The 25833-nt window shown below is 65.7% G+C and carries 22 protein-coding genes; 14 read left to right on the top strand and 8 right to left on the bottom strand.

All coding sequences use genetic code 11. The features are described 5' to 3' along the window. Nucleotides 1-60 precede the first annotated feature (60 nt). Entirely contained in the window at nucleotides 61-1149 is a 1089-nt protein-coding gene (locus tag SR858_RS25520; protein WP_019923923.1) for an MBL fold metallo-hydrolase, read from the top strand. A 7-nt stretch (nucleotides 1150-1156) separates the two neighbouring features. Here SR858_RS25520 and SR858_RS25515 read toward each other — a convergent pair whose 3' ends face one another. After that, the gene (locus SR858_RS25515) at nucleotides 1157-1414 is read right to left on the bottom strand and encodes a hypothetical protein (RefSeq protein WP_019923922.1); all 258 of its coding nucleotides are present in this window, start codon (nucleotides 1412-1414) and stop codon (nucleotides 1157-1159) included. A gap of 328 nt (nucleotides 1415-1742) precedes the next feature. Between SR858_RS25515 and SR858_RS25510 the strand changes: the two genes are divergently transcribed. Further along, a complete protein-coding gene (locus SR858_RS25510) occupies nucleotides 1743-2756 on the top strand; it encodes a substrate-binding domain-containing protein (protein WP_026637648.1) in 1014 nt (337 codons plus the stop codon). On the opposite strand, the gene SR858_RS25505 is transcribed toward SR858_RS25510, so the two are convergent. The 5 genes from SR858_RS25505 to SR858_RS25485 form a co-directional block, all read right to left on the bottom strand. Beyond that, the gene (locus tag SR858_RS25505) at nucleotides 2753-3376 is read right to left on the bottom strand and encodes a hypothetical protein (RefSeq protein ID WP_019923920.1); all 624 of its coding nucleotides are present in this window, start codon (nucleotides 3374-3376) and stop codon (nucleotides 2753-2755) included. The genes SR858_RS25510 and SR858_RS25505 overlap by 4 nt on opposite strands. Before the next feature lie 89 nt (nucleotides 3377-3465). Continuing rightward, nucleotides 3466-3879, bottom strand: coding sequence for a RidA family protein (locus SR858_RS25500; protein ID WP_040378109.1), 414 nt, complete (start codon nucleotides 3877-3879; stop codon nucleotides 3466-3468). A gap of 63 nt (nucleotides 3880-3942) precedes the next feature. Continuing rightward, nucleotides 3943-7239: a fused isobutyryl-CoA mutase/GTPase IcmF gene (icmF, locus tag SR858_RS25495; protein ID WP_019923918.1), complete on the bottom strand. Its 3297-nt coding sequence runs from the start codon at nucleotides 7237-7239 to the stop codon at nucleotides 3943-3945. 12 nt (nucleotides 7240-7251) lie between these two features. Continuing rightward, on the bottom strand, nucleotides 7252-10803 hold the full coding sequence (locus tag SR858_RS25490) for an indolepyruvate ferredoxin oxidoreductase family protein (RefSeq protein ID WP_019923917.1): 3552 nt from the start codon (nucleotides 10801-10803) through the stop codon (nucleotides 7252-7254). Between the two features lie 263 nt (nucleotides 10804-11066). Continuing rightward, entirely contained in the window at nucleotides 11067-12002 is a 936-nt protein-coding gene (locus SR858_RS25485) for a LysR substrate-binding domain-containing protein (RefSeq protein ID WP_019923916.1), read from the bottom strand. Nucleotides 12003-12147: 145 nt separating this feature from the next. Here SR858_RS25485 and SR858_RS25480 point away from each other — a divergent pair, with 145 nt between their 5' ends. Continuing rightward, on the top strand, nucleotides 12148-13365 hold the full coding sequence (locus SR858_RS25480; RefSeq protein WP_019923915.1) for an HD-GYP domain-containing protein: 1218 nt from the start codon (nucleotides 12148-12150) through the stop codon (nucleotides 13363-13365). Here the strand turns inward: SR858_RS25480 and SR858_RS25475 are convergent. Beyond that, a complete protein-coding gene (locus SR858_RS25475; RefSeq protein ID WP_026637647.1) occupies nucleotides 13362-14405 on the bottom strand; it encodes a GGDEF domain-containing protein in 1044 nt (347 codons plus the stop codon). The two genes, SR858_RS25480 and SR858_RS25475, sit on opposite strands and share 4 nt — an antisense overlap. Before the next feature lie 285 nt (nucleotides 14406-14690). On the opposite strand from SR858_RS25475, the gene SR858_RS25470 reads away from it, so the two are divergent. The 11 genes from SR858_RS25470 to SR858_RS25420 all read left to right on the top strand — a co-directional run bounded on the left by SR858_RS25470 (nucleotide 14691) and on the right by SR858_RS25420 (nucleotide 24934). Continuing rightward, nucleotides 14691-14876, top strand: coding sequence for a Flp family type IVb pilin (locus tag SR858_RS25470; protein ID WP_040378099.1), 186 nt, complete (start codon nucleotides 14691-14693; stop codon nucleotides 14874-14876). Between the two features lie 60 nt (nucleotides 14877-14936). Then, a complete protein-coding gene (locus SR858_RS25465) occupies nucleotides 14937-15491 on the top strand; it encodes an A24 family peptidase (RefSeq protein WP_019923912.1) in 555 nt (184 codons plus the stop codon). A 114-nt stretch (nucleotides 15492-15605) separates the two neighbouring features. After that, on the top strand, nucleotides 15606-17012 hold the full coding sequence (locus SR858_RS25460; RefSeq protein WP_019923911.1) for an ATP-binding protein: 1407 nt from the start codon (nucleotides 15606-15608) through the stop codon (nucleotides 17010-17012). Next, the gene (cpaB, locus tag SR858_RS25455; RefSeq protein ID WP_019923910.1) at nucleotides 17009-17851 is read left to right on the top strand and encodes a Flp pilus assembly protein CpaB; all 843 of its coding nucleotides are present in this window, start codon (nucleotides 17009-17011) and stop codon (nucleotides 17849-17851) included. The genes SR858_RS25460 and cpaB overlap by 4 nt, the downstream gene beginning before the upstream one ends. Before the next feature lie 7 nt (nucleotides 17852-17858). Then, nucleotides 17859-19307, top strand: coding sequence for a type II and III secretion system protein family protein (locus SR858_RS25450; protein WP_019923909.1), 1449 nt, complete (start codon nucleotides 17859-17861; stop codon nucleotides 19305-19307). Nucleotides 19308-19322: 15 nt separating this feature from the next. Next, a complete protein-coding gene (locus tag SR858_RS25445) occupies nucleotides 19323-19592 on the top strand; it encodes a hypothetical protein (protein WP_019923908.1) in 270 nt (89 codons plus the stop codon). Between the two features lie 9 nt (nucleotides 19593-19601). After that, entirely contained in the window at nucleotides 19602-20774 is a 1173-nt protein-coding gene (locus tag SR858_RS25440) for an AAA family ATPase (protein WP_026637646.1), read from the top strand. Between the two features lie 9 nt (nucleotides 20775-20783). Continuing rightward, nucleotides 20784-22184, top strand: coding sequence for a CpaF family protein (locus tag SR858_RS25435; protein ID WP_019923906.1), 1401 nt, complete (start codon nucleotides 20784-20786; stop codon nucleotides 22182-22184). 3 nt (nucleotides 22185-22187) lie between these two features. Continuing rightward, entirely contained in the window at nucleotides 22188-23174 is a 987-nt protein-coding gene (locus tag SR858_RS25430) for a type II secretion system F family protein (RefSeq protein WP_019923905.1), read from the top strand. A 14-nt stretch (nucleotides 23175-23188) separates the two neighbouring features. Further along, a complete protein-coding gene (locus SR858_RS25425) occupies nucleotides 23189-24121 on the top strand; it encodes a type II secretion system F family protein (RefSeq protein WP_019923904.1) in 933 nt (310 codons plus the stop codon). A gap of 12 nt (nucleotides 24122-24133) precedes the next feature. Next, nucleotides 24134-24934 (top strand): LytR C-terminal domain-containing protein, encoded by an 801-nt coding sequence (locus SR858_RS25420; RefSeq protein WP_026637645.1) that lies wholly within the window; start codon nucleotides 24134-24136, stop codon nucleotides 24932-24934. A 115-nt stretch (nucleotides 24935-25049) separates the two neighbouring features. Here SR858_RS25420 and SR858_RS25415 read toward each other — a convergent pair whose 3' ends face one another. Beyond that, complete coding sequence (locus SR858_RS25415) at nucleotides 25050-25823, bottom strand: GIN domain-containing protein (RefSeq protein WP_154820092.1); 774 nt, start codon at nucleotides 25821-25823, stop codon at nucleotides 25050-25052. Nucleotides 25824-25833 lie beyond the last annotated feature (10 nt).

Genomic DNA, 25833 nt, shown 5'->3' with positions numbered 1-25833 from the left:
TTTACTTTCTCAAAAATAGGAACTACACTGTGTAGTGTATTTTCCACCTTGAGGATTCCCATGGCTTATCCGTCCGTCATTGCAGAGGCTGCGACCAACAACCTTGATGCGCTGACCGCGCCCGGGGCGCCGCGTACGCGCGACGGCCGGTTCCGCAATCCGGCACGGATGCACAAGATGGGGTTGCTCAAGGGACTCAGCATCATGGTGCGCATGTTGTTCGACAAGCCGGCCGACACCGTGCCGCGCGCCGCCATTCCCGTTCATGCGATGACGCAGCAGCAATTATTGGCTGCTCCGGATCGCACCCTTTACCGCCTCGGCCATTCGACCGTGCTGCTCAAGCTCGACGGTGGCTTCTGGCTCACCGACCCGGTGTTCTCGGAACGCGCCTCGCCGCTGCAGTGGGCCGGTCCCAAGCGTTTCCACCAGCCGCCGATCAGCCTGCAAGACCTGCCGCCACTCAAGGGCATCATCCTGTCGCACGACCATTACGACCACCTCGATCATGCGGCGGTCATGGCGCTGGCGCCCACGACCGAGGTGTTCATCACCCCGCTGGGCGTGGGCGACCGCTTGATTGCCTGGGGTATTCCGGCTGGCAAGGTTCGTCAGCTGGGCTGGTGGCAAAGCACGCAGGTCGATGGCATTCGCCTGCTGGCCACGCCTACCCAGCATTTCTCGGGCCGCGGCCTGACCGACCGCAACAAGACGCTGTGGGCGTCGTTCGTGATCGAGGACCGCGAGGCACGCATCTTCTTTTCCGGCGACAGCGGCTATTTCGACGGCTTCAAGGAAATCGGCCGCCGCTACGGCCCGTTCGATCTGACGATGGTGGAGACCGGCGCGTACGATCCGCAATGGCCCGACGTCCACATGCAGCCCGAGGAATCGCTGCAAGCCCATATCGACTTGCGCGGCAAGGTGATGCTGCCGATCCATAACGGCACGTTCGATTTGTCGCTGCACCCGTGGCACGATCCGTTCAGCCGTATTGCCGAGCTGGCGGCCGAACGGCGGCTGCCGCTGGCCACGCCGGAAATCGGCATGCCGATGTCCATCATGGCGCCGTTGGAGACGGTTGTACAGCAGCAGTGGTGGGCGCCGCTGGTGGCGCAGGAAGCTGCCGCCCGCGCAGCAGTGGCGTAAGAAAAGTTCAGGCGGTGACGTCGATGAACTTGCCGATGGTCTGGCCCAAGGAATTGACCTGGGGCCGGCTGGCGGCAAATAATCCCGGCAGGGCCTGCTCGGCGCGCGAGGGATTTTCGATGGCGCGGTTGAGATTGAACGCCGGCGCGGGCTCAAGCGCAGGACGCGCGGCCTGGGTGCGCTCGCGCTGGTTTTGCGCCAGCGCTTCGCGGTCCCGGCTCAACTGATTCTCGCTCTGGTCCAGGCGGGCCGCATCCTGGTTCACGCGTGTTTCTCCCTGCTGTACCTGGCGCTCGGCCCGGACAACTGCGGATTGCAATGCGTTAATAGAAGTTACGGTCACCACGACATATTTCCTTCCATCAAGAACCGCGGGCATGGCAGTGCAGATTTGATATCACTCAAGGAAAGATTAGGCCAGAAAAACGAAAAAGGCAAGGAGGCAACATGAAATATGGCGGACGTGACGTTGGCCGCATCGCTAGCAGGTTTTTTGCCGATTTTTGTTGTATTTATTGCGATTAACATCTGTTGTCATGGCGGCAGCGTTGGCCACCCCGCTATAATCAATGATCAACATTGAATGTTACCCTATGAACTTGCAGCGCCTCGCTAATTTTCTCGGGATGTCGAAAACGACCGTGAGCCGGGCCCTGAACGGGTATCCCGAAGTCAACGTCAAAACCCGGGAACGCGTGCTCAAGGCGGCCCAGGATGCCGGCTACCAGCCCAATCCGATGGCGCGCAGCCTGGCGCTCGGACGCAGCAATGTCTATGGCCTGATCTTCCCCCTGCTCACTGCCGACCTGGCCGACCCGATGTTTCTCGACGTGGTGGCCGGCATGTCCGGCGCGCTCGAAACCTTCAACAAGAACCTGATCCTCGCCCCTGTCTCCCCCGGCACCGAGCAGCGCGCCTACCAGCAGATCGTGCGCGGGCGCCGCGTCGATGGCCTGGTCGTCTCGCGCACGCTGGTGCACGACGAACGCATCGCCTTCCTGACGCAAGCCAAGTTCCCCTTCATCGCCCACGGCCGCACCCAGCAGGATGCGCCGTACGCGTGGTTCGACTACGACCATGCCGCCGGCGTGGAGCTGGCGCTCGAACGCTTGCTGGCGCTGGGCCACCGCCGCGTGGCGCTGGTGAGCGCTTCGCTGGACATGAATTTTGCGCGCGAGCGGCGCGACAGCTTCATGGCGTCGATGGCGGCCGCCGGCCTGGCGGTCGATCCGCGCTACCTGATCGCCGACTGTATCGACCGCCGCAGCGGCCACCACGCCATGCAGCAGTTGCTGGCCTGCTCGCCGCGACCGAGCGCCGTCATTGTCGACAACCACATGTCCGGCGCCGGCGTGGTGCGCGCCATGCGCGACGCCGGCATCGAGATGGGCAAGGACATGTCGGTGGTAGTGTGGGGCAGCATGGCCGATTCCCTGGCCGGCGGCAATGTCGCCACCATCGACCAGCCCGAACCACGCAAGGCCGGCGCGCGCATGATCGAAATGCTGCTGGCGCTGGTCAACGGTACGCCACCGGCCGACTTGCAGGAGATGTGGCAGCCGGTGTTGTTGCCGGGGGGGACTATCGGGGTGTGTAGCGAGAATTAAGCAGTCGCCAGCGCCTGTATGGCGCGCAGGTGGTTGTTTGCCACGGTCTTGAAATCCGCCGAGATGCGCGTGTCTTGCAATACATCGTGCCAGAACTCCAGCGCCATGCCGTGGCAGCGCGATAAATGGCGTAATGCCACGTTCCCCAGGTAGTCAGGCTTCCATGCGCGCTCGACAATCTCGCCGTGGACGTTCGGGCGATACAGCATGGGCAGCATGTCATATGCTTCAAGAAGGCGGTGCTGGCGTTCAAGCGTCCAGCGCACGGCAATATTGCCGTAGTGCTTGTCGGTGTTGCCGATCAGTGCACCGAACAGGTCGAGCAATTCGACCGTGATGACATCGTCCTGCGGCAGCACATCAAGGTGGCCGATCGGCGTGATCAGCCCGTTCGTGGCAACACGGAATACCGGTATCGGCGCATCGACCCCGCCAACCTGTCGTCGCAGCGCATATTGCCGCGCCTTGCTTGCGCCCAGCACCACGCCGTCCGGCACGTCGGACCACAGCCGTGAAAAAGTTGGCTGGCTGATGTTCAACGCTTCCAGCAGCGCGGCAGGCTTGGCTGGACCGTTTTGCAGAAGCAGCCGAACCCGCTCGATGTTTTGAATTTTGGACACTTATTCAGCAATCAGTGAATAGCAAATTTTACCGATTTCTCATAGTAGCACCATGCGTTTTTGAATGGAAAAGTGAATAGCATTTCAATTCAGATTTTGTCGGCAAGAAGACTGGCAACCACCGTCGCCTCGATCTCGAACAGCATGCCGTCGAGCGCCAGGCGCGGTACCGGGATCAGGGTGCAGGCTGGTGGCGGGGCGTCGCCCCAGGCGGCGCGCAGCGCGGTGCTGAAGATGGCGAGCTTGGCTTCGTCGTGGCCGACGATCAGCGCGGTCACCTTGGCCACTTGCGCCAGGGTGGTGTCGGCCGCTTGCAGCGCGGCGCGCAGGTTGACCAGTGCTTGCGCCACCTGCGTGGCAAAATCTTCCGACAGCACGCCGTTGACGTCTTCGCCGCCCTGGCCGGCAATGTAAACCAGCCGTGCCGGGGCCTCGGCGATGACGACGTGGGTGTAGCCGTTGGGGCGCGGGTCGTACAGGGTTGCGGGATTGATGAATTGCATGGAAGCCTCCTTGGTGATCAATCCCGCCAGTCTAGAACCTCAATATAAGTTGAGGTCAAGCCCCTACATATTGCGCCGGTACTGGCCCCCCACCTCGAACAGCGCCGTGGTGATCTGGCCGAGCGAACAGACCCGCACCGCATCCATCAGCCGCTCGAACACGTTGGCGTTGGCAATCGCGGCCTGCTGCAACGCTGCCAGCGCTTGCGGCGCTTCGTTGGCATGGCGGGCGTGGAAGTCGGCCAGGCGGGCCAGTTGCGACTGCTTTTCGTCGTCGGTGGAGCGCGCCAGTTCGATTTTTTGCGGCGCTTCGCTGCCCTTCGGATTGCGGAAGGTGTTCACGCCGACGATGGGCAGGGTGCCGTCGTGCTTCTGGTGCTCGTACAGCATGGACTCCTCCTGGATCTTGCCGCGCTGGTAGCCGGTTTCCATCGCGCCCAGCACGCCGCCGCGTTCGGCGATGCGCTCGAACTCCTGCAGCACCGCTTCTTCCACCAGGTCGGTCAGCTCGTCGAGGATGTACGCGCCCTGGTTGGGATTCTCGTTCTTGGCCAGGCCCCATTCGCGGTTGATGATCAGCTGGATCGCCAGCGCGCGGCGCACCGATTCGTCGGTGGGCGTGGTGATCGCCTCGTCGTAGGCGTTGGTGTGCAGCGAGTTGCAGTTGTCGTAAATCGCGATGAGCGCCTGCAAGGTGGTGCGGATGTCATTGAAGTCGATCTCCTGCGCGTGCAGCGAGCGGCCCGACGTCTGCACGTGGTACTTGAGCTTTTGCGAGCGGTCGTTGGCGCCGTACCTGTCGCGCATGGCCACGGCCCAGATGCGGCGCGCCACGCGGCCCAGCACCGTGTATTCCGGGTCCATGCCGTTGGAGAAGAAGAACGACAGATTCGGCGCAAAATCGTCGATGTGCATGCCGCGCGCCAGGTACGCCTCCACGAACGTGAGGCCGTTCGACAGCGTGAACGCCAGCTGCGAGACCGGGTTGGCGCCCGCCTCGGCGATGTGGTACCCGGAAATCGACACCGAGTAAAAATTGCGCACCTGGTGGTCGACGAAATACTGCTGGATGTCGCCCATCACTTGCAACGAAAACTCGGTGGAGAAGATGCAGGTGTTCTGGCCCTGGTCTTCCTTGAGGATGTCCGCCTGTACCGTGCCGCGCACGTTTTGCAGCACCCAGGCGCGGATGCTGGCCGCCTCACCGGCATCGGGCTGGCGCCGGTGTTCGGCCACAAAATTATCGATTTGCTGGTCGATGGCCGTGTTCATGAACATCGCCAGGATGGTGGGCGCCGGGCCGTTGATGGTCATCGACACCGACGTCGAGGGGCTGCACAAATTGAATCCGTCGTACAGCACCTTCATGTCGTCGAGCGTGGCGATCGACACGCCCGAATTGCCCACCTTGCCGTAGATGTCGGGGCGCAGGGCCGGGTCGGCGCCGTACAGCGTGACCGAATCGAACGCGGTGGACAGACGCTTCGCATCCATGCCGGTGGAGACCAGCTTGAAGCGGCGGTTGGTGCGGAAGGCGTCGCCCTCGCCGGCGAACATGCGGGTGGGGTCTTCGCCCTCGCGCTTGAACGGGAACACGCCGGCCGTGAACGGGAACGATCCCGGCACGTTTTCCAGCATCAAAAAGCGCAGCACCTCGCCGTGATCTTGGTAGCGCGGCAGCGCCACCTTGCGGATACGCGTGCCCGACAGCGTATGCTGGACCAGTTTGGTGCGCAGCTCCTTGTCGCGGATGGTGGTGACGTAATCGTCGCCGGCGTACGCGGCCTGCAACGCCGGCCACTGCGCCAGCAGCTTTTTGGCGCCGGCATCCATGGCGCTGTCGCGTTCCAGGATCACGTCGTCGAAGTCGGCAAGGCTGATGGATTTGCCGGCGGCGGCCAGCATGCGTTTCGACTCGGTCAGTTGCTGGCGCTCGCGGGCCAGGGTGACCTGTTTGCGCGTGTGGCGGTGATAGCCGCGCACGGTGTCGGCGATTTCGGCCAGGTAGCGCGCGCGGGCTGGTGGCACGATCACGTTCTTGCCGCTCGAGTGGCGCGCGGTCTCTGGCGCGAGCCTGCCGGCGGTCGTGCGCAGGCCGAAGCGGGCCAGGAGCGGCAGCAGGCCCTGGTACAGGGCGGTGACGCCGTCGTCGTTGAAGCGCGAGGCCTGGGTGCCGTACACCGGCATCTCGTGCGACGGCGTGCTCCACAATTCCCGGTTGCGCTGGTACTGCTTGGCGACGTCGCGCAGCGCGTCGAGCGCGCCCTTGCGGTCGAACTTGTTGATCGCAATGATGTCGGCAAAATCGAGCATGTCGATTTTTTCCAGCTGCGACGCGGCGCCGAACTCCGGCGTCATCACGTACATCGACACATCGACGTGCGGCACGATGGCGGCGTCGCCCTGGCCGATGCCGGACGTTTCCACGATCACCAGATTGAAGCCGGCCACCTTGCAGGCGGCGATCACGTCGGGCAGCGCCTGCGAAATTTCGGAGCCGGCGTCGCGCGTGGCCAGCGAGCGCATGAACACACGTGCCTGGCCATTCCAGGGATTGATGGCGTTCATGCGGATACGGTCGCCGAGCAGCGCGCCGCCGGACTTGCGGCGCGACGGGTCGATCGAGATCACGGCGATATGCAGGGCATCGCCCTGGTCGAGGCGGATGCGCCGTATCAGCTCATCGGTCAGCGACGACTTGCCGGCGCCGCCGGTGCCGGTGATGCCCAGCACCGGCACCGCCAGGCCGGCAGCAGCGGCGAGCAGCTCGGTGCGCAGCGCTGGCCCGGCGCGGTCGTTTTCCAGGGCCGTGATCAGCTGCGCCAATGGCCGGTGGCGGCCTGCCACGTCGCCATCCGTGAGCGGCGCGAGCGACGTGGGCGAATACTGCGACAGGTCGATATCGCACTGCGCCACCATCCACTCGATCATGCCCACGAGACCCATGCGCTGGCCGTCCTCGGGGCTGAAGATGCGGGTGACGCCATAGGCGTGCAGTTCGGCGATTTCCTCGGGCACGATCACCCCGCCGCCGCCGCCAAATACCTTGATGTGGGCGCCGCCGCGCTGGCGCAGCAGGTCGATCATGTACTTGAAATATTCGACGTGGCCGCCCTGGTAGCTCGAGATCGCGATGCCCTGCACATCCTCGGCCAGGGCGGCGGTCACCACTTCGTCCACCGAGCGGTTGTGGCCCAGGTGGACCACTTCGACACCGTTCGATTGCAGGATGCGGCGCATGATGTTGATCGAGGCGTCGTGGCCGTCGAACAGCGAGGCGGCGGTAACAAAACGGATTTTGTTGGCTCGCTGTTGCTGCTCTGCGGCGGCAGCCAGTCTTGGCGTGGAGAGGTCGTTCATGGATGATCCTTTCTATGCTGCGCGCTGCTGGGCAAATTGCGCCAGCAGGCGTGCTTTATCGATGCGGAAGGTGGCGACTGCCTGCTCCTTCACATGGCCGAAGCCCCGTACTTTTTCCGGCAGCGTGGCCAGTTCGACTGCCAAAGCATGGTTGTCTGGTGTGAGCTGGGCCAGCAAGGCGCCGACCATTTCGCGATACTCGGTGATCAGCGCGCGCTCCATCTTGCGCTCGGCCGTGTAACCGAAGAGGTCGAACGCGCCGCCACGCAAACCTTTGAATTTGGCCAGCAACTCGAACGCCTTCCACATCCACGAGCCGAATTCCGCTTTGACCAGGTGGCCCTTGGCGTCCTTCTTTGCCAGCAGCGGCGGCGCCAGGTTGAATTTCACCGAAAAATCGCCGTCGAACTGCTGCTTCAGTTGTTCGACAAAGCGGCCATCGGTGTACAGCCGCGCCACTTCGTATTCGTCCTTGTAGGCCATCAGCTTGAAATAGTATTTCGCGACTGCCGTGGACAACTTGTTGCCGAGTCCCAGCGCGGTTTCGCGTGCGCGCACGGTGGTCACCAGGTCGCTGTACCGCGCCGCATAGGCGGCGTCCTGGTAGGCGGTCAGAAACGCCACGCGCCTGTCGACGACGGTATCGAGACTCTGCGGCATGTGCAGCACCACCGCCTGCGCCGGCGTGGCCACGCGTTCCACCCGCGCCAGGTCAAACGCCGCGCGCCGGCCCCACAAAAAGCTTTGCTGGTTCGATGCCACGCCCACCCCATTCAATTCGATTGCGCGCAGCAACGCCGCTTCGGACAGGGGAATGCGGCCACGTTGCCAGGCATAGCCGAGCATGAACAGGTTGGCCGCGATCGAGTCGCCCATCAGCGCGGTGGCCAGCCTGGTCGCATCGATGAAGTCGGCCGCGCCGTCACCCACCGATTGCGCGATCAGCGCCTGCACTTCTTCGGCCGGGTACTGCCAGTCGGCATCCTGCGCAAAGGTGCCCGGCGGCTGCTGGTGCAGGTTGACGACAGCGAGCGTGCGGCCGGCGCGCATCTTCGAGATGGCGTCGGCGGCGCCGGCGGTGAGCATGTCGCAGCCGAGCACCAGGTCGGCCTCGCCGGTGGCGATGCGCTGGGCGCGCAGGTGCGCCGGGGTGCGGGCGATTTTCACGTGCGACGTCACGGAGCCGTTTTTTTGCGACATGCCGGTCATGTCCAGCACCGACGCGCCTTTGCCTTCCAGGTGCGCGGCCATGCCGATGAGGGCGCCGACGGTGATCACGCCGGTGCCGCCGATGCCGTTGATCAGGATGTTGTACGGCTGGTCGCACGACGGCAAGACGGGCGCTGGCAGCGGGCCGAAGTCGTCGATCCGGGCAGCGCCGGCGCGGCTCTTCCTGAGCGTGCCGCCTTCCACCGTCACGAAGCTGGGACAGAAACCCTTGGCGCACGAATAGTCCTTGTTGCACGACGACTGGTCGATGGTGCGCTTGCGGCCAAACTCGGTTTCCTTGGGCAGGATGGACACGCAGTTCGACTGCACGCCGCAGTCGCCGCAGCCCTCGCACACGGCTTCGTTGATGACCATGCGCTTGGCGACGTCTGGATAATCGCCCTTTTTGCGGCGACGGCGCTTTTCGGCGGCGCAGGTCTGGTCGTAGATCAGCACCGAGACGCCGGCCACCTCGCGCAGTTCGCGCTGCACCGCGTCCATGTCCTTGCGGTCGTGCAGCGTGATGTGGGCGGGCAGGACGCTGCGGTCCTGGTAGCGCGACAAATCTTCGGTAACCAGCGCAATGCGCTGCACGCCTTCGGCGGCCATTTGCCGCGCGATCAGTGGCACCGAGGTGATGCCGTCCACCGGCTGGCCGCCGGTCATGGCCACCGCATCGTTGTACAAGATTTTATACGTGATGTTGACCTTGGCCGCCAGTGCGGCGCGGATCGCCAGGTAGCCCGAGTGGAAATAGGTGCCGTCGCCCAGGTTCTGGAACACGTGCGGGATGGTGGAAAACGCCGCCTGGCCGATCCACGGTGCGCCTTCGCCGCCCATGTGGGTGGTGAGCTTGTTGAATTCGGGGTAAATCGATGTGGCCATGACGTGACAGCCGATGCCGGCCAGCGCCAGGCTGCCTTCCGGCACCTTGGTGGACGTGTTGTGCGGACAGCCGGAACAGTAGAAGGCGGGCCGGAACGGCGTGTTGACGGCGCGCGTCAACACGGCGTCCTTGGCGTCGAGGAAGTCGAGCCGCGCGGCGATCTGTTCGCACGTGGCCGCATCGAGGTCGAACCGCTTGATCCTGCTGGCGATCACGCGGGCCACCTGCGACACCGAAAAATCGGCCTTCGAGGTGAGCAGCCATTCGCCGCGCGGCGCCACCCATTCGCCTTTTTCGTCGAACTTGCCGATCACGCGCGGGCGCACGTCGTCGCGCCAGTTGTACAGCTGTTCCTTGAGCTGGTATTCGACGATCTGGCGCTTTTCTTCGACCACCAGGATTTCGTCGAGCCCTTGCGCGAACTCGCGCACGCTGTCCGGTTCCAGCGGCCACGGCATGGCCACCTTGAACAGGCGCAGGCCCACCGTGGCGGCCATGGCTTCGTCGATGCCCAGTTCTTCCAGCGCTTCGAGCACGTCGAGGTACGATTTACCGGACGCGATGATGCCAAGCTTGGCATCGGGGCTGGTGATGGTGGTGTGGTTGAGGCGATTTTCGCGCGCGTAGGCCAGCGCCGCGTAGATTTTATAGTCCTGCATCAGTGCTTCCTGGTTGCGCGCCTGGCGCCCCAGCGGAATGCTCGAGAGCCGGGCGTTCAAGCCGCCTTCGGGCATGACGAAGTCGCGCGGAATGTTCACTTGCACGCGGAACGGATCGGCATCGACGGAGCTTGATGATTCCACCGTGTCGGCCAGCGCCTTGAACGCCACCACGCAGCCGGAAAAGCGCGACATGGCCCAGCCGTGCACGCCGAGGTCCAGGTATTCCTGCACATTGCACGGGTACAGCACGGGGATCATCGACGCCGAAAACAGGTGGTCGGACTGGTGCGGCAGGGTGGACGAATACGCGCCATGGTCGTCGCCGGCCACCAGCAGCACGCCGCCGTGTTGCGATGTGCCGGCGTGGTTCATGTGCTTGAAGACGTCGCCGCAGCGGTCCACGCCGGGGCCCTTGCCGTACCACATGGCGAACACGCCGTCGTACCTGGCCTCTCCGATCAGGTCCACCTGCTGCGAACCCCATACGGCGGTGGCGGCCAGGTCTTCGTTCACGCCCGGGACGAACTGCACGTGGTGCGCGGCCAGGTGTGATTGCGCCTTCCACAGGTTTTCGTCGAGGCCGCCCAAGGGCGAACCGCGATAGCCGGAAATGAAGCCGGCGGTGTTGAGGCCCGCAGCCTGGTCGCGCACGCGCTGCATCAGCGGCAGGCGCACCAGCGCCTGGATGCCGGACAGGAAAATGGGGCCGCTGGTGGCGGTGTACTTGTCGTCGAGGCCGACGTCGAGGTTGACGTTGCCGTCAGGGGCCCCTGCGGCGAGCGCAAGGCCCGTGGTGTCGTCTGGCATGGCGGTGTCTCCGTGATGTGCCGTTCTTGCCCGGCCCTGCGAGCGCCGGGTAGGCGCGCCAGGATCGGGCTATGGGCCGCATGGTGGCGGCGCTGGCAGATAGTTTAGGCTTAAATTATCTGCGTTGTAGCGCAGTATGGGCGCGTTCGCCCTCGGCGTGGAAATACCGTTTTCGGATGGGGGTATAAGGAAAAGTGATGGGGTGGGCGCGGTGCTGCTGCGCGGGAATGACGGATCTTGGGCTGGCGGTTCGTGGCTGGCGCTCAGCCATCGATCACGGTGGCGCCGGGCCAAGCGCCGTTGGCGCACAGCTCGCCGCACACGCTGCGCACCAGCGTACCTACTGCCTGCGCAGCATTGGTTAGCGGAATGTTTTTCGACGCACACAGCACCACTGTGCGCGCGATCGACGGTTCTCCAATCGCCTGCGCCCGCAGCGTGCCGCGCTGTAATTCATCCAGCACCGGCGCCGACGGCAAAATGGTCGCACCCAGATCGGCCAGCAGCGCCGATTTTAAAATCGCAATCGAATTGATTTCTATTACCGACGACAGCGCCAGGCCGGCGCTGCGCAGTACGCTTTCGATGCGCGGCCGCACGCCGTGCTGCAAGCCGGGCAGGATCAACGGTGTTGCCACAGCTTCGCGCAAGGTGAGCGCGCGCTGGCCCAAGGCGTACGGGGCGTCGGCACGGCAGATGAAGCGCAGTTCTTCCTCGACCAGCGGCGTGGTGGCGAACTGGCCCAGCTGGCCGTCGTCGAACAGCACGGCCAGGTTGACGCGGCCCGAGCGCAGTTGCTCGTTGAGGTTGCCGGTCAGCTCCTCGGTCAGTTGCAGCGTGATTTCGGGATAGCGGGCGCGCGCAGCGGTGAGCAGCGGCAAGGCCAGCGCGCCGGAAATGCTGTGCGGCAGCCCCAGGGTAACGCTGCCGCTGGGGCGCTCGGCCGATTGCACCACGGCCGAGCGGGCGTCGGCCACCTGCTTGAGTATCGCCTGGGCGTGTTCATAGAAAATTTTGCCGGCGTCGTTGCTCAGCATGCCCTGCGCCGAGCGGTGCAGCAGTTGCACGCCCAGTTCTTCCTCGAGCTGGCGCAGTTGCTGGGTCAGTGCCGGCTGCGCCACGTGCAGCGCCAGCGCCGCGCGCGACAGCGAGCCGTGATCGACGATAGCAACAAAATAGCGAAGTTGGCGCAGTTCCATGTTTGTTGCAGTAGTCCGACAGGCGCGGTGAAAGGATCGTGCCGCACAGTGTAGCACCGGCTCCTGGTGATCCTGACGAGAAACTATTTGTTATACTCGATTCAGGTTTTCCGCATTTCTTCCAGCCTTGATAACGGGTGCCCGTATGTTCAAGAAAGTCGACGCGTCGCAGCTCAAGGTGGGCATGTTCATCCAGGACCTCAGTTGCGACTGGATGGCCCACCCGTTCGTGCGCAATCGGTTCCTGATCACCAGCGATGCCGAGATCCGCAAGATCATCAACGCCGGCATCCACGACGTGGTGATCGACAGCGACAAGGGCCTGGACGTGGAGGCGCCCACGCTGGCCGAGGCGCAGGCAGCCACCGAGCGCGAAATCATCGACCTGATCGCCAAGTCGCCGGTGGTCACGCGGGTGGCGCTGGGCGAGGAAATGCGGCGCGCAGCGCACATCCGCCACCAGGCCTCGACCCTGGTGCGCTCGGTGATGCAGGACGCGCGCCTCGGCAAGGCTATCGAGCTCGACCAGGTGGCGCCGGTGGTGCAAACCATTACCGAATCGATCCTGCGCAATCCCGGCGCGCTCACCGGCCTGCTGCGCATCAAGAACGCCGACGACTACACCTTCCTGCATTCGGTCAGCGTGTGTACCTTGATGGTGGCCTTTTGCCGCTCGCGCAATCTTGATGCGGAGACCACCCACCAGGCCGGCCTGGGCGGGCTGCTGCACGACACCGGCAAGGCGCTGGTGCCGGACGCCATTCTCAACAAGCCGGGTCCGCTCACCGACGCGGAATACGAGATCATCCGCCGCCATCCGCAGGACGGCTACGACCTGCTGCAGCAGTCGCCCGAGATTGGCCCGATTCCGCTCGACATTACCTTGCACCACCACGAGCGGCGCGACGGCAGCGGCTATCCGAACCGCCTGGCCGAAGGCCAGATCAGCGACATGGCGCAAATGGCGGCCATCGTGGACGTGTACGACGCCCTGACGTCGGACCGCTGCTACCACAAGGCCATGCCGGCGGCTGCTGCGCTGCGCAAGATTTACGAGTGGAGCAAACACCATTTCAACCCGCAGTACGCGCAGGAATTCATGCGCTGCATCGGCATTTACCCGGTGGGAACCATGGTGATGCTGGAATCGGGCCGCCTGGGCGTGGTGATCGAGCCGCACGAGACGAACCTGCTGGCGCCCAAGGTCAACGTGTTTTTCAATACCAAACAGAACGTGTACATCAAGCCGGAGACGGTCGATCTGTCGCGCGGTCTCGGTTTTGGCGGCGCCGACAAGATCGTCGGCCATGAATCGGCCGCCAAGTGGAATGTGGATCCGATGCGGTTTTTAACCCTGGCCTAGAAGAATTCGGCCGTGTCGTTCGATTCGGTGCTCTGCAGCAGTCCCTCGCTGAGCAGCTCATCGTAGTGGCAGACCAGGTTGCGGCCGTGGCTCTTGGCGTAGTACAGCGCCTGGTCGGCGCGGCCCAGCACGATTACCGGCGGTTCGAACGCGGTGATGCTGACAAAGCCCACGCTCACTGTCACCTTGCCCACTTGCGGAAAATCGTGCGACGCCACGTTCTGGCGGAAGCGCTCGATGATTTTCCAGGCATTGTCCTGGGTGGTGCCGCGCAGCAGTACCACGAACTCTTCGCCACCGAACCTGAACACCCGGTCTTGCGCGCGGAACGACGTATTGAGCAGGTTGGCGATCAGGATCAGCACTTCGTCGCCGTACAGGTGGCCGAAGCGGTCGTTGACGTGCTTGAAATGGTCGACATCGACCACCGCCAGCCATTGCCGTTCTTCCTCGCCGTGCTGGCGCCGCTCCAGTTCGCCGGGCAGGGTCAGCGACTCCTGGTCGGCGCTGGCAGCGAGCATCTTGGCCAGCTGGTCGTCGAAAGTTTTGCGGTTGAGCAGGCCGGTGAGCGAATCGCGTTCGCTGTAGTCGAGCAGGTTCTGGAAATTGCGGTACACGCTGACCACGCCGCCGATCACCTGGATGGTGGCGCTGGTGTAGGGCGTGGGATTGACGATTTCGAGGCAGGTGTCGGCCTTGTCGCCGAGCCAGATCGGCAGCCACAGCGTGTGGCCCCCGCTGTCGTTGGTCACTTCCGCGCTGGCGTCGTGGCGGGCCAGGCAGGCCGCCAGCGCCGGGTAGTGTTCAATCGGCTCGCCCGGTTGCTGGAGGTCCGATGTCCCGACCATGGTGGCCGCCTCGCCGGCGACAATCTGCGCGCGCGGGCGTACGAACATCTTGCCGCGCACAACGGCAAGAGTCAGTACCCGGGTACAGCTGGCATTGGCGAGTTCCTGCACCGCCGAGATCACAGAGATGTCGAGCATCGTATGATCGCGGTGGCCGGTCATGTCCACCATGTGTTTCAGTAGGGAATCCATTTTCTTCTCTGGAGAAAAATGCTGTCCTGCGCAAATGGGCAAGCTAAGCAGGATAATAGCTTTTTGCAATCTAGGCAATTCATGTGTGCGAAAAAAAACTATACCAGCACAATCGTGTGGTTCCTTGCGCTCGAAAAATAGTTCCGCATGGAAAACTTGTCTCAAGTCAACTCTCCCAAAAGCCTGCTCCGTATAGTTGATTGCAATGGCGCAGCGACGGCAAACCACCGCCGCCGTGCTGCTACCGCGCCAGGGTCATCCTTTCCACCTTTACGGGAGTTCATCATGACATCGCTTCTTGCAGCAGCAAAAGTGTTTGCGTCCGACGAGGAGGGCATCACCGCCATCGAGTATGGCCTGATTGCCGCCACCATGGTCGCTGCGGTCATTGCGGCGTTCTCGTTCCTCTCGCCGGCGTTGAAAGACGCTTTCGAAAAGATCTCGGATGAGATCGCCGCTCATAACGCTTGACGGCCTGGCTTTCCAGTCGCAGTCCGGGCTGGAAAGCCTTTTTCTTTTCGGAGTGTGCCCATGTGGACCGCCATCGACATCCTCGTGCTCTGGCTGGTCGCGCAGGCGGCAGTAACCGACCTGGCGCTGCGCAAAATTCCCAATGTCCTGGTGCTGGGCGGCCTGGCGCTGGCGCTGGTGTTGCACTGGCTGGCCGGCCCCTGGCTGGCCGCGCTCACCCACTGGTTCACCGGCCTGCTGGCCGGTTTTTTCCTGTTGCTGCCGCTGTACCTGTTGCGCGGCATGGCCGCCGGCGACGTCAAGCTGATGGCCATGGTGGGCGCTTTCCTCGGCCCGCAGGCGGCGCTGCACGTGGCGTTGCTGACCTACCTGTTCGGCGCGCCGCTGGCGCTGGCCACGCTGCTGTGGCACGGCTGGCGCCAGGGCGATGGTCTGAGCACCGCGCGCCGGCTGGGCCGCAACCTGTGGCGCCTGGTGCAGCCGTGGCTGGGTCGCCTGGCGGGCCTGCCATTGGCGCCGCTGCCGCGCGAGGCGATTGCCAGCGTGGGCGGCATGCCGTACGGCGTGGCGATCGCGCTGGCCACGGCAGCGGTTGTGGCATGGCCGCATCGTTAGCCCTCGGGTTGGCGCCTTCTTGCTGCCGGTCAATATCCGCCAAGCAAGCCTCGCTAGACTCGATTCCTCAGTGAAATATTTTCAGTCGTCCCTACAGCAGCGCGGAGAACAGTCATGCTCAGCCTCGATTCCTCACCTTATTCTGCCCCTGCCACCGCCCACCTGGCCGACACCGAAGCGGCCAGCGTGCTGCCGCCGCCACCGCGCTCGCTGCGCGACACCGGCCTGCCGCAGCAGTTCGTGGTGGAGCTGGTGGCCAAGGCCTTGTACCTGGCCGGAAAGACCCATCTGCCGGTGCTCACTACCCGGCTGCACCTGCCGATCACGGTGCTGCGCGAAGCGCTCGACTTCATGGTGGCCGAGCACGTGGCCGAAGTGGCGTGGCGCGGCGAATCCGATATCGACATCCAGTACCAGCTGACGGCGGGCGGCAAGCAGCGCGCGGGCGGCTGGATGGAGCGCTGCCGCTACGCCGGCCCGGCGCCGGTCACGCTGGAAGCCTACCGCGCCATGGTCGAGCGGCAGTCGCTGCCGGTGTCGATGCTGGACCCCGGCGACCTCGGTGTGGAACTGGCCGACCAGTTGCTGGCGCCCGGCGTGCTGCAAATGTTGGGCGCCGCCATGTACGCCGGCCGCACCATGCTGCTGTACGGCCCGTCGGGCAGCGGCAAGTCCACACTGGCGCGCAAGCTGGGGTCGCTGCAACAGGGCGTGATCGCGGTGCCGCACGCGCTGCTGGTGGGGCAGGACGTGGTGCAGGTCTACGATCCGCAGGTGCACTTCCCGCCGCACGGGCCCAATGCGCGCCACAGCCGCGTGGCGACCGATCGGCGCGGCGTCGATGCGCGCTGGGTGCTGTGCCAGCGGCCGGTGGTGGCGCTCGACGCCGATGTCACCGCCGACATGCTCGACCTGCAGGCGGACACGCCCAACGGCTGCTACCGCGCCGCGCCGCAGCTCAAGGCCAACAACGGCCTCTTGATCGTCGACGACCTGGGGCGTCAGCGCATGGCCGCCACCGAGCTGCTCAACCGTTTTGCCCAGGCCCGGGAGCTGCGCCGCAGCCAGTTGTCGCTGGCCGGGGGCTACCACTTCGAGGCGCCATGCCGCATGCGGCTGGTGTTTGCCACCAGCCTGGCGCCGGAAGCGCTGCTCGACGCGGCAGCGCTGCGCCGCGTGGGCTACAAGATTCCGGTGGGGGCGCTGGGGGCGGCGGCATATCGCGCGCTGTTTCGCCAGCAGTGCCTGGCCGCCGGCGTGCTGTACGACGATGCCGCGCTGCGCTACCTGGTCGATGAGCTGCACGCGGGCAGCGGCCTGCCGCTGCTGGCCGCGTATCCGCACGAGATCGTGGGCCGCATTGTCGATTTCGCCGGCTTCAATGGCGCGCCGCCCCGGCTCACCATCGGCGCGCTGGACCAGGCCTGGACCAGCATGTTCGCCTGCTCAATGTCGGTACCCGCGCCGTCCGCCAGCGACCTCGCGCCGCTGATCGACCAACTGGCCCAGCACATCGCATGAAAAACCGCCGCGCACTGTGGATGATGGCGCTGGCCGTCGTATTCGGGCTGGCGGCCGTGGCGCTGGCCTCGCGCTGGCTGCTGGGCCAGGCCCCCACCGTCGCCAACCGCATCGTGGTGGCCGCCGCCGACATCAGCCTGGGCCAGCGCCTGACGCCCGAGATGATGAAGACGCTCGACTGGCCCGCCGACAACCTGCCGCACGGCGCGCTGGGCGACCCGGCCAAACTGGCGGGGCGGGTGCTCAAATCGAGCGTGCTGCGCGACGAGCCGCTCAGCGAAGCGAAACTGGCGCCGGCTGGCACCGTCGGCGGCCTCTCCGCGCTGATCACGGAGGGCAACCGCGCCATCACCGTGCGCGTCAACGACGTGGTGGGCGTGGCCGGCTTCGCGCTGCCCGGCAATTTTGTCGATATCCTGGTCAACACGCAGTCGGCGCGCGGTGGCGACAATGCGATTTCCAAGATCGTGCTCGAACGAATACTGGTGCTGGCCGTGGCGCAGGAAGTAGGGCGCGACGAAACCAAGCCGCGCGTGGTCAACGCCGTCACGCTGGAAGTGACGCCCGGCCAGGCCGAAAACCTCGACCTGGCGCGCAGCGTGGGCACGCTGTCGCTGGTGCTGCGCAACCAGGTCGATCCGCGCCCCGGCACCACGGACGGCGCCACCAAGGCCTCGCTGCTGGGGATGGCGGCGCCGGCTCCCGTTGCCGCTGCTGCACCTGCCGTCACCGCGCCAGCGGCGCCGGCCGCGCCGCGCCCCCGGCTGGCTGCCGCCGGACCGGCGCGCCACTGCGTGGGCGTGATCGCCGGTGTACAACGCAAGCAGGAATGCCTGTGAGGACGCCATGATGATTCGCTCACGCTCTCCCTTTCGCGCCAGTGCCTCGAGACTGGTCCTGGCGGCGGTCCTGGCCGTGCCGGCCACCGCGTTTGCGCAGCCTGATCGCGCCAACATGAGCTTGCGCTGCGCCGGCCAGGCCGCCGCGCCCGGCCACCTGGCCCTGCAACTGGGTAAATCGACCTTGATGCGCATGCCCGAAGCGGTGGCCGCGCGCAGCGTGGGCAACCCGGCCGTGCTCGAGGCGATGCTGGTGGCGCCGGACACGCTGTACGTGGCCGGTATCGACATCGGCACCAGCAACATGATCGTGCAGGGCAGGAGCGGCGTCTGCAACGTGGTCGAGGTGGTGGTGGGCATCGATCCCGGCGCCTTGCAGGCGTCGCTGGCGGCGTTGATGCCGGAGCAGAAACACATCGTCGTCACCGGCGCCGGCGACACGCTGGTATTGAGCGGCACCGCCAGCGACACCCAGGCGGCCGCGCGCGCGCTGGAACTGGCCCAGGCCTTCGTGCGGCGGCCGGCGCGCGCCTTGTCCGGCGGGGGCGAGAAGGAGGGCGCTACCGCCACGACCGCTGCCGGCGCCGGCGCTGGCACCAGCAGTGGCAGTGGCACCGGCGCCGGCCAGACCCGCGTGATCAACTTCCTCAACGTCGGCGCGCCGCAGCAGGTAATGCTGGAAGTGAAAATCGCCGAAGTATCGAAGACCCTGCTCGACAAGATCGAAAGCGGCGTCGCGCTTGGCGTGGGCGGCGGCAGCTGGGCCAGCGTGCTGGCGTCGAACTTCCTCAGCGGCACCCTGCGCGGTGGCCTGGCCGTGGGCCGCGCCGCCGGCGACCGGATCGGCATTGCCGCCGAAAAGCAGGAAGGCCTGGTGCGCATCCTGGCCGAGCCGACCGTGATGGCGATCAGCGGCCAGGAAGGCAGTTTTCTCGCCGGCGGCAAGATCCTGATCCCGGTGGCGCACGATAACAACAAGGTCACGCTGGAAGAGAAAGAGTTTGGCGTGGGCGTGCGCTTCACGCCCACCGTGCTGGCGGGCGGGCGCATCAACCTGCGGGTAGCGCCGGAAGTGTCGGAACTGTCGCGCGAGGGCGTGGGCATTTCGGCGTCCGGCTTTACCGGCGCCGCGATTCTGCCGTTGATCACCACCCGGCGCGCCGCCACCACGGTGGAGCTGCAGGACGGCCAGAGCTTCGCCATCGGTGGCCTGATCAAGAACAACCGCACAACCAACATCAACGGCCTGCCGATCCTCGGTGAATTGCCGATCCTGGGCGCGCTGTTTCGCAGCACCGATTTCCAGCACGACCGCACCGAACTGCTGTTCGTGGTCACCCCGCGCCTGGTGCGGCCACTGCCGGCCGACTACCGGCTGCCGACCGACAGCGTGACCGCACCCAGCCGCACCGAGCTGTTTTTGGGCGGCAAGCTGGAAGGCGCACCACCCCGATAAACTTCAGGAACCTCTATGCGACTCCTTTTCGTGATGCTGGCGGCATGCACGCTGGCCGGTTGCGCGGTTTTTTCTCCCGCGCCCACCACCCCGTACTGGGACACCCACTTCGGCGCCATCGCGCGCCTGGCGCTGGCGCAGCAGGTACTCGATGCCAACGCCGGCCGCAATCCCGATCCCGTGGCCGGCATCGACGGCAAGGCTGCGCAGCAGGGGTATGTGCGCTATCAAAAATCGTTCAGCGACCCGCCGGCGCAGCCCACCTTCGTCATCGACGCCAAATAAGGACATGCCATGAGAGCACTGATGATCAGCAATGACAGCCTGCTGCACGCCGAAGTGGCGGCGCAGGGATCGGCGCGCCTGCCGGCGGTGCAACTGGTGGCCACGCGCCACGGCCTGCGCGACGCCATCGAGCGCCAGTTGCCGGAGGCGCCGGACCTGGTGATTTTCGACGCCAGCGACGTCGAGCCTGCCGAGGGCGAACTGGTGGAGCGGTTGTCGAAGCAGTACCCGGCGGCGTCGTTCATGCTGCTCACGCGCGCGCCGCAGCACGACCTCCTGATTCGCGCCATGCGCGCCGGCATGCGCGAGGTGCTGCAACTGCCGCTGGTGCACCGCGCCTTCCACGAGGCGATGGACCGCATCGAGGTGGCTGCCGGCGTCAGTCGCATGCGCGACGGCCGCGTGCTGGCCTTTATCTCCTGCAAGGGCGGCAGCGGCGCCACCTTTTTGTCCACCAATTTCGGTTATGCGCTGGCCGCGCTGGCCGATAAAAAAGTGCTGCTGATCGATTTGCACGGCCAGTTCGGCGACGCCACGCTGTACGTCTCGGACCAGAAGCCGGCCATGACCTTGTCCGACATCTGCGGCCAGATCGGCCGCATGGACGGCGCGTTTCTCGATTCGTGCCTGGTGCACGTGGCGTCCAATTTCGGCGTGCTGGCGGCGGCCGACGACCCGCAGCACCTGGTGGAAATGAAGCCCGAGCACATGGACACCATCCTGCGCGTGGCGCGCCAGCACTACGACTACATCGTGCTCGACGTGGGCCGCCAGATCGACGCCATCTCGCTGCGCGCGCTCGACCAGGCAGATTCGATTTTCCCGGTGCTGCAACTGGCGCTGCCCGACATCCGCGATGGCCGCCGCCTGCTCGACATCTTCCGCTCGCTCGGCTATCCGGGAGAACGCATGCGCCTGATCGTCAACCGCTACGAAAAGGGCGGCAAGCTGCGCCTGGTGGACCTGGAGCAGGCGCTGGGCGCGGAAGTGATGCACACGGTGCCCAACGATTACCTGTCGGCCACCGATTCGGTCAACCAGGGCATCCCGGTGCTGCAACTGTCGCGCAGCAGCGCGGTGGCGCGCAGCCTGGCCGACATGGTGGAACTGGTGACGGCGCGCCGCGTGGCCGAGAGCCGGGGCCTGTTCGACCGCCTGTTCGGCCGCACCGACAACGACTAGGAGAACGATATGAGCTTGCGTGAACGCCTGGCCGTGGCCGGCGATGGCCGCCACGGCGTACCCGGCATGACTGGCATGACCGGTACGGCTGGCACGGTTGGCATCGGCGGTGCACCCGGCACGCCGTCGCTGGCTGCCGCCGCCTACCAGGATCTGAAAAAAAGCATGCATCACATGATCATGGAGCGCATCGACCTCGAGCGCCTGCAACGGCTCACGCCCGAGCAGTTCAAGCACGAGCTGGCGCTGCTGGTCCAGCGCATCATCGAGGAAGAGCGCATCGTGCTCAATCAGCACGAGCGCCACAGCCTGGTGCTCGACATCCAGCACGAGATGCTCGGCTTCGGCCCGCTCGAACCGCTGCTGGCCGATCCCGGCATCTCCGACATCCTGGTCAATACCGCCGCCATGGTGTACGTGGAGCGCGCCGGCCGGCTGGAGCTGACCGACGTCACCTTCAACGACAACGCCCACCTGATGAAGATCATCGAGAAGATCGTTTCGCGGGTGGGCCGGCGCGTCGATGAATCGAGCCCGATGGTGGACGCGCGCCTGCCGGACGGTTCGCGCGTGAACGCCATCATTCCGCCGCTGGCGATCGACGGCCCGATCCTGTCGATCCGCCGCTTTGCCGTCAACCCGCTCACCATCGAGAACCTGCTGGCCAACCGCAGCCTGACGCCGCCGATGGTGGAAGTGCTGCAGGCGCTGGGCCACGCCAAGGTCAATATCCTGATCTCGGGCGGTACCGGCAGCGGCAAGACCACGCTGCTCAACGTGCTCTCCGGCTTTATTCCGGCCGCCGAACGCATCGTCACCATCGAAGATGCGGCCGAGCTGCAAATGCGGCAGCCGCACGTGGTGCGGCTGGAAACCCGGCCGCCCAATATCGAAGGCAAGGGCGAAGTCAATCAGCGCTCACTGGTGCGCAATGCGCTGCGCATGCGGCCCGACCGCATCATCCTGGGCGAGGTGCGGGGGCCGGAGGCGCTCGACATGCTGCAGGCGATGAACACCGGCCACGAAGGCTCGCTGGCCACGGTCCACTCCAACACCCCGCGCGACGCCCTGTCGCGGCTGGAGAACATGGTGGGCATGGCCGGCGTGAACCTGACCCCGCGCGCCACGCGCCAGCAGATTTGCTCGGCCGTCACGGTGGTGATGCAGGTCTCGCGCCTGACCGACGGCACCCGCAAGCTGGTCAGCCTGCAAGAGGTGACCGGCATGGAAGGCGACGTGATTGCCATGCACGAGATCTTCCGCTTCGAGCAGCGCGGGGTCGATGCCAACGGCCGCGTGCAGGGCACGTTTTCCGCCACCGGCGTACGGCCCCGGTTTGCCGACCGCCTGCGCATGTTCGGCGTGCCGGTGTCCGAGTCGGTATTCGATCCCGACCGGGTATTCGAGTAGGCCATGGACGCCGTCTTTTCCGCGTTTGCGGTGCTGCTGTTCGCCGCCGTGATCCTGCTGGTAGAAGGGGCGTGGCTGTGGTGGTCGGCCGCGCACGGCGGCGGCGCGCGCCGCATCTCGCGGCGTCTGCGCCTGATGGCCGAACGCGGTCCGGGCGGCGCCGAGCGGGTGGACATCGTCAAGCGCCGCACCTGGAGCCGCCGCCCGGCAGTCGAGCGCCTGCTGCGCCGCATCGGCCCCTGGTGCCGGCTGGCCGCGCTCGACGGCCTGCTGCTGCAGGCCGGTGTGCGCTGGTCGGTGGCGCAGTTTCTCGGCGCGATGCTGCTGTTGGGCGCAGCCGGCCTGGTGGCGCCCCGGCTCGTCGGCCTGCCGGGCGTGGGGGCCTTGCTGGCCTTGGGCCTGGCCCTGGCGCTGCCGTGGATGGTGCTGCTGCGCACGCGCCGCGAGCGGCTGGCCAGGCTGGAACAGCAACTGCCGGAGGCCGCCGATTTTTTCGGCCGCGCGCTGCGCGCCGGCCACTCGTTCGCCAACGTCATGCAAATGGTGGCCGACGAATTGCCCGAGCCGATCGCCGGCGAATTTCGCACCGCCTACGAGGAGATCAATTATGGCGTGTCGATGAGCGAGGCGCTGCACAACCTGGCCCACCGCGTGCCGCTCACCGACCTGCGCTACCTGGTCATCGCGGTGCTGATCCAGCGCGAATCGGGCGGCAACCTGGCCGAGGCGCTCGGCAACATCAGCCGCCTGATCCGCGCCCGCCTGAAACTGCTGGCGCAGGTGCGGGTGATGTCGGCCGAAGGGCGCATGTCGGCGTGGATCCTGGGCGTGCTGCCGCTGGTGGTGATGCTCTTGATGTCGCTGACGAACCCGGAATACATCAGCGTGCTGTGGACCGATCCGATCGGCGTGTCCCTGATGTGGTACGCGGGGGCGATCGCGGTCGGCGGCGTGTTATGGATGCGAAAACTGATACGCATCCGCATCTGACGAGGGAGCATGGCATGGATGCGCAGCATTTGATCTTCCTGGCGCTGGTTTTCCTGGTGGTGGCAGGCCTGGTGTTCCTGGGCGTGCGGCTGTTTGCGCCGGTGCAGGTGCGCGCGCGCCTGGGGGGCGTGGTCGCCCCCGAAACGCCGGCGGGTGCGCCGCAGCAGGGCTGGGTGGAGAAGGTGGCGCACGCGGCGCAGCCGTTCTCGCGCCTGTCGGTGCCGGAGGAGGGGTGGGAACGCTCGCCGCTGCGCACCCGCTTCATGAATGCCGGCTGGCGCAGCGCCTCGGCGCCGTCGCTGTACTTCGCCGCCAAGACCGTGCTGGCGCTGGCGCTGCCGGCCCTCGCAACGCTGCTGGTGGCGGCGCTCAGCGGCCGCGCGCCGCAGCAAGGGCACATGGCGCTGCTGCTGATCGCCGCCAGCATCGGCTACTACCTGCCCAACCTGGTGCTGGCGCGCCGGGCCACGCGCCGTTGCCGCGAAATCTTCGAGACCTTTCCCGACGCGCTGGACCTGCTCACCGTGTGCGTGGAGGCGGGCCTGAGCCTGGAGCGCGCGCTCGCCAAGGTGGCCGGCGAAATCCACATCAAGAGCGTGACGCTGGCGCAGGAGCTGCAACTGGTGGTGATGGAAATGCGCGCGGGATTCAGCAAGGAAAAGGCGCTGCGCAACCTGGCCTTGCGCAGCGGCGTGGAGGACGTCGATACGCTGGTGGCCATGCTGATCCAGTCCGAACGCTTCGGCACCAGCATGGGCGATTCGCTGCGGGTCCACTCCGACAACCTGCGCAGCAAGCGCAGCGTGCAGGCCGAGGAGGCGGCCGCCAAGATCGCGCTCAAGCTGCTGTTCCCGCTGATTTTCTGCATTTTCCCCACGCTGATGCTGGTGCTGATCGGGCCAGCCGGCATTTCGATCTACCGTTCGATGGTACCCCCGGGTCACTGAAAGGAGCGCACGATGAAGACCACCCCGATCGCCACGGCAACTGCCGCTGCTGCGCTGGCCGGCTTGCTGCTGGCAGCCTGCGGCGGCTTGCCTGCCGCCAGCGTGGCAACCCCGACGCCGCAGGACGCCACCCAGGATGCCATCACCGCGCTGGAACGCGCCTGCCTGCTCGATCCCATGAATGCGGCCAACTGGGCGCGCCTGGCCACCGCGCTGGAAGCGGATGGCCAGCGCGAACGCGCCACCCGCTTTTACCAGCAGGCTGCCACGCTCAGTGCCCACGATGCGCGGCGCGACTATGCGCTGCTGGCCGGCGCTGCTGCCGGCACCGCCGCGCCGGCTGCGCTGTCGGTCTCCGTGCCGGCAGCCGCCGACGCATACGCGGGCATGCCGCGCACGCAAGTGCAGCAGATCGGCGCGGCGATGGTGCAGGTGGTGCGCGTGGAGGCGCCGGCGTTGGCAGCGCGCGTGGCGCCGGCCGGGGCGTCGTCGCTGGCAGCAGCAACTGCAACGGCAGCATCGTCCGCAGCGCCGCCAGACCCGGTGCGGCTGGAAATCAGCAACGGCAACGGCGTCACCGGCGCTGCGGCCAGCCTGGCGCGCACGCTGGATCTCGATGGCGTGACCACGGTGCGCCTCACCAACGCCCGACCGTTCACCGTGCCGCGCACCCGCATCGAATATCCGCACGCGCAGCGCGCGCTGGCCGAGGCACTGTCGCACCGGCTGGACATACCGCTCAAGGTGCGCCGCGATACGGCGCCGCGCGATGTGCGCATCGTGCTGGGCCACGACAGCGGCCGGCCAAAATAAAAAAACCGTCCGGATGGAGATCATCCCCCGGACGGCGAAAAAAACACACCCATGTGTTTTCCTGTTGCTGCCGGCCCGGGATCGTCCCTGCCGGCGCATTGCTCGATATCGACCGTTACTGCCAGCTCACGCTGCCCAGCCCCTGTGCACTGGACTGGCGGTTGGCCGGCTTGCCGTAGACGGTGGCCGAACCGAGCCCGCTCAAGCTCAGGTTGGCGCGCGTCCTGGCATACACGCTGGCGCTGCCCAGTCCCGTCAGTTGCACATCGACCGATTCCGCCCGCAGTTGTTGGGCATCGAGGCTGCCCACGCCACCGAGGGAGGCATTCAGTTGCTTGGTCTGGCCAATCATCTCTATGCGGCCAGCACCGTTCAGATGCAAGTGGACGTTGTCGCTGTTGCCGGCATTGACGGTCATGCCGCCTATCCCGCCCAGGTGGACATCGACGTTGCGATATTGTGCGTTGACCTTCACCGCTCCCGCGCCTTGCAGCGTGAGGCGCAGCGTGTCGCCGCTAAAGCCGTTCACTTCGGTGGCGCCCACGCCACCCGAGATTACTTCGCGCAGGTTCGGTAACGTCAGTTCCGCGCGCAGGTCCTGCTTGTTGCCAAAGCTGATGCTGTTACTTGTCTTGCCGGTGTCGATGCGCAGCTGGTCGCCGCTTTGCAGCACCGTCACCTTCTTCAATGCTTCCGGCTTGCCGTACAAGGTCAGCGATGCCACCGGCCCTTGTTTGACCTTGACGCTGATGACGCCATCGAGGTTGAGATTGACAGTGCGCGCATCGACGCTGCGGCTCTCGCTGGTCAGCTCCGCGGCCAGCGCGGCAGGGGTGCCGCTGCACAGAACCGCAGCCAGCATGGCGGCCTTCAGGGTGGTTTTCATCATGCGCTCCGTC

Source organism: Duganella zoogloeoides (genome assembly GCF_034479515.1).
GTDB classification, from domain to species: domain Bacteria; phylum Pseudomonadota; class Gammaproteobacteria; order Burkholderiales; family Burkholderiaceae_D; genus Rugamonas; species Rugamonas zoogloeoides.
Note: the sequence above shows the minus strand (reverse complement) of the source record. Positions and strands in the feature narration are given on the sequence as shown.

Excerpts from the sequence above, each read along its gene's own strand:
- SR858_RS25425 (WP_019923904.1), top strand. The coding sequence starts at position 23,189 with ATGGATGCGCAGCATTTGATCTTCCTGGCGCTGGTTTTCCTGGTGGTG.
- SR858_RS25435 (WP_019923906.1), top strand. The coding sequence starts at position 20,784 with ATGAGCTTGCGTGAACGCCTGGCCGTGGCCGGCGATGGCCGCCACGGC.
- SR858_RS25420 (WP_026637645.1), top strand. The coding sequence starts at position 24,134 with ATGAAGACCACCCCGATCGCCACGGCAACTGCCGCTGCTGCGCTGGCC.
- SR858_RS25430 (WP_019923905.1), top strand. The coding sequence starts at position 22,188 with ATGGACGCCGTCTTTTCCGCGTTTGCGGTGCTGCTGTTCGCCGCCGTG.
- icmF (WP_019923918.1), bottom strand. The coding sequence starts at position 7,239 with ATGAACGACCTCTCCACGCCAAGACTGGCTGCCGCCGCAGAGCAGCAA.
- SR858_RS25415 (WP_154820092.1), bottom strand. The coding sequence starts at position 25,823 with ATGATGAAAACCACCCTGAAGGCCGCCATGCTGGCTGCGGTTCTGTGC.
- SR858_RS25485 (WP_019923916.1), bottom strand. The coding sequence starts at position 12,002 with ATGGAACTGCGCCAACTTCGCTATTTTGTTGCTATCGTCGATCACGGC.
- SR858_RS25450 (WP_019923909.1), top strand. The coding sequence starts at position 17,859 with ATGATGATTCGCTCACGCTCTCCCTTTCGCGCCAGTGCCTCGAGACTG.
- SR858_RS25480 (WP_019923915.1), top strand. The coding sequence starts at position 12,148 with ATGTTCAAGAAAGTCGACGCGTCGCAGCTCAAGGTGGGCATGTTCATC.
- SR858_RS25440 (WP_026637646.1), top strand. The coding sequence starts at position 19,602 with ATGAGAGCACTGATGATCAGCAATGACAGCCTGCTGCACGCCGAAGTG.
- SR858_RS25490 (WP_019923917.1), bottom strand. The coding sequence starts at position 10,803 with ATGCCAGACGACACCACGGGCCTTGCGCTCGCCGCAGGGGCCCCTGAC.
- SR858_RS25475 (WP_026637647.1), bottom strand. The coding sequence starts at position 14,405 with ATGGATTCCCTACTGAAACACATGGTGGACATGACCGGCCACCGCGAT.
- SR858_RS25470 (WP_040378099.1), top strand. The coding sequence starts at position 14,691 with ATGACATCGCTTCTTGCAGCAGCAAAAGTGTTTGCGTCCGACGAGGAG.
- SR858_RS25500 (WP_040378109.1), bottom strand. The coding sequence starts at position 3,879 with ATGCAATTCATCAATCCCGCAACCCTGTACGACCCGCGCCCCAACGGC.
- SR858_RS25520 (WP_019923923.1), top strand. The coding sequence starts at position 61 with ATGGCTTATCCGTCCGTCATTGCAGAGGCTGCGACCAACAACCTTGAT.
- SR858_RS25445 (WP_019923908.1), top strand. The coding sequence starts at position 19,323 with ATGCGACTCCTTTTCGTGATGCTGGCGGCATGCACGCTGGCCGGTTGC.
- cpaB (WP_019923910.1), top strand. The coding sequence starts at position 17,009 with ATGAAAAACCGCCGCGCACTGTGGATGATGGCGCTGGCCGTCGTATTC.
- SR858_RS25460 (WP_019923911.1), top strand. The coding sequence starts at position 15,606 with ATGCTCAGCCTCGATTCCTCACCTTATTCTGCCCCTGCCACCGCCCAC.
- SR858_RS25510 (WP_026637648.1), top strand. The coding sequence starts at position 1,743 with ATGAACTTGCAGCGCCTCGCTAATTTTCTCGGGATGTCGAAAACGACC.
- SR858_RS25465 (WP_019923912.1), top strand. The coding sequence starts at position 14,937 with ATGTGGACCGCCATCGACATCCTCGTGCTCTGGCTGGTCGCGCAGGCG.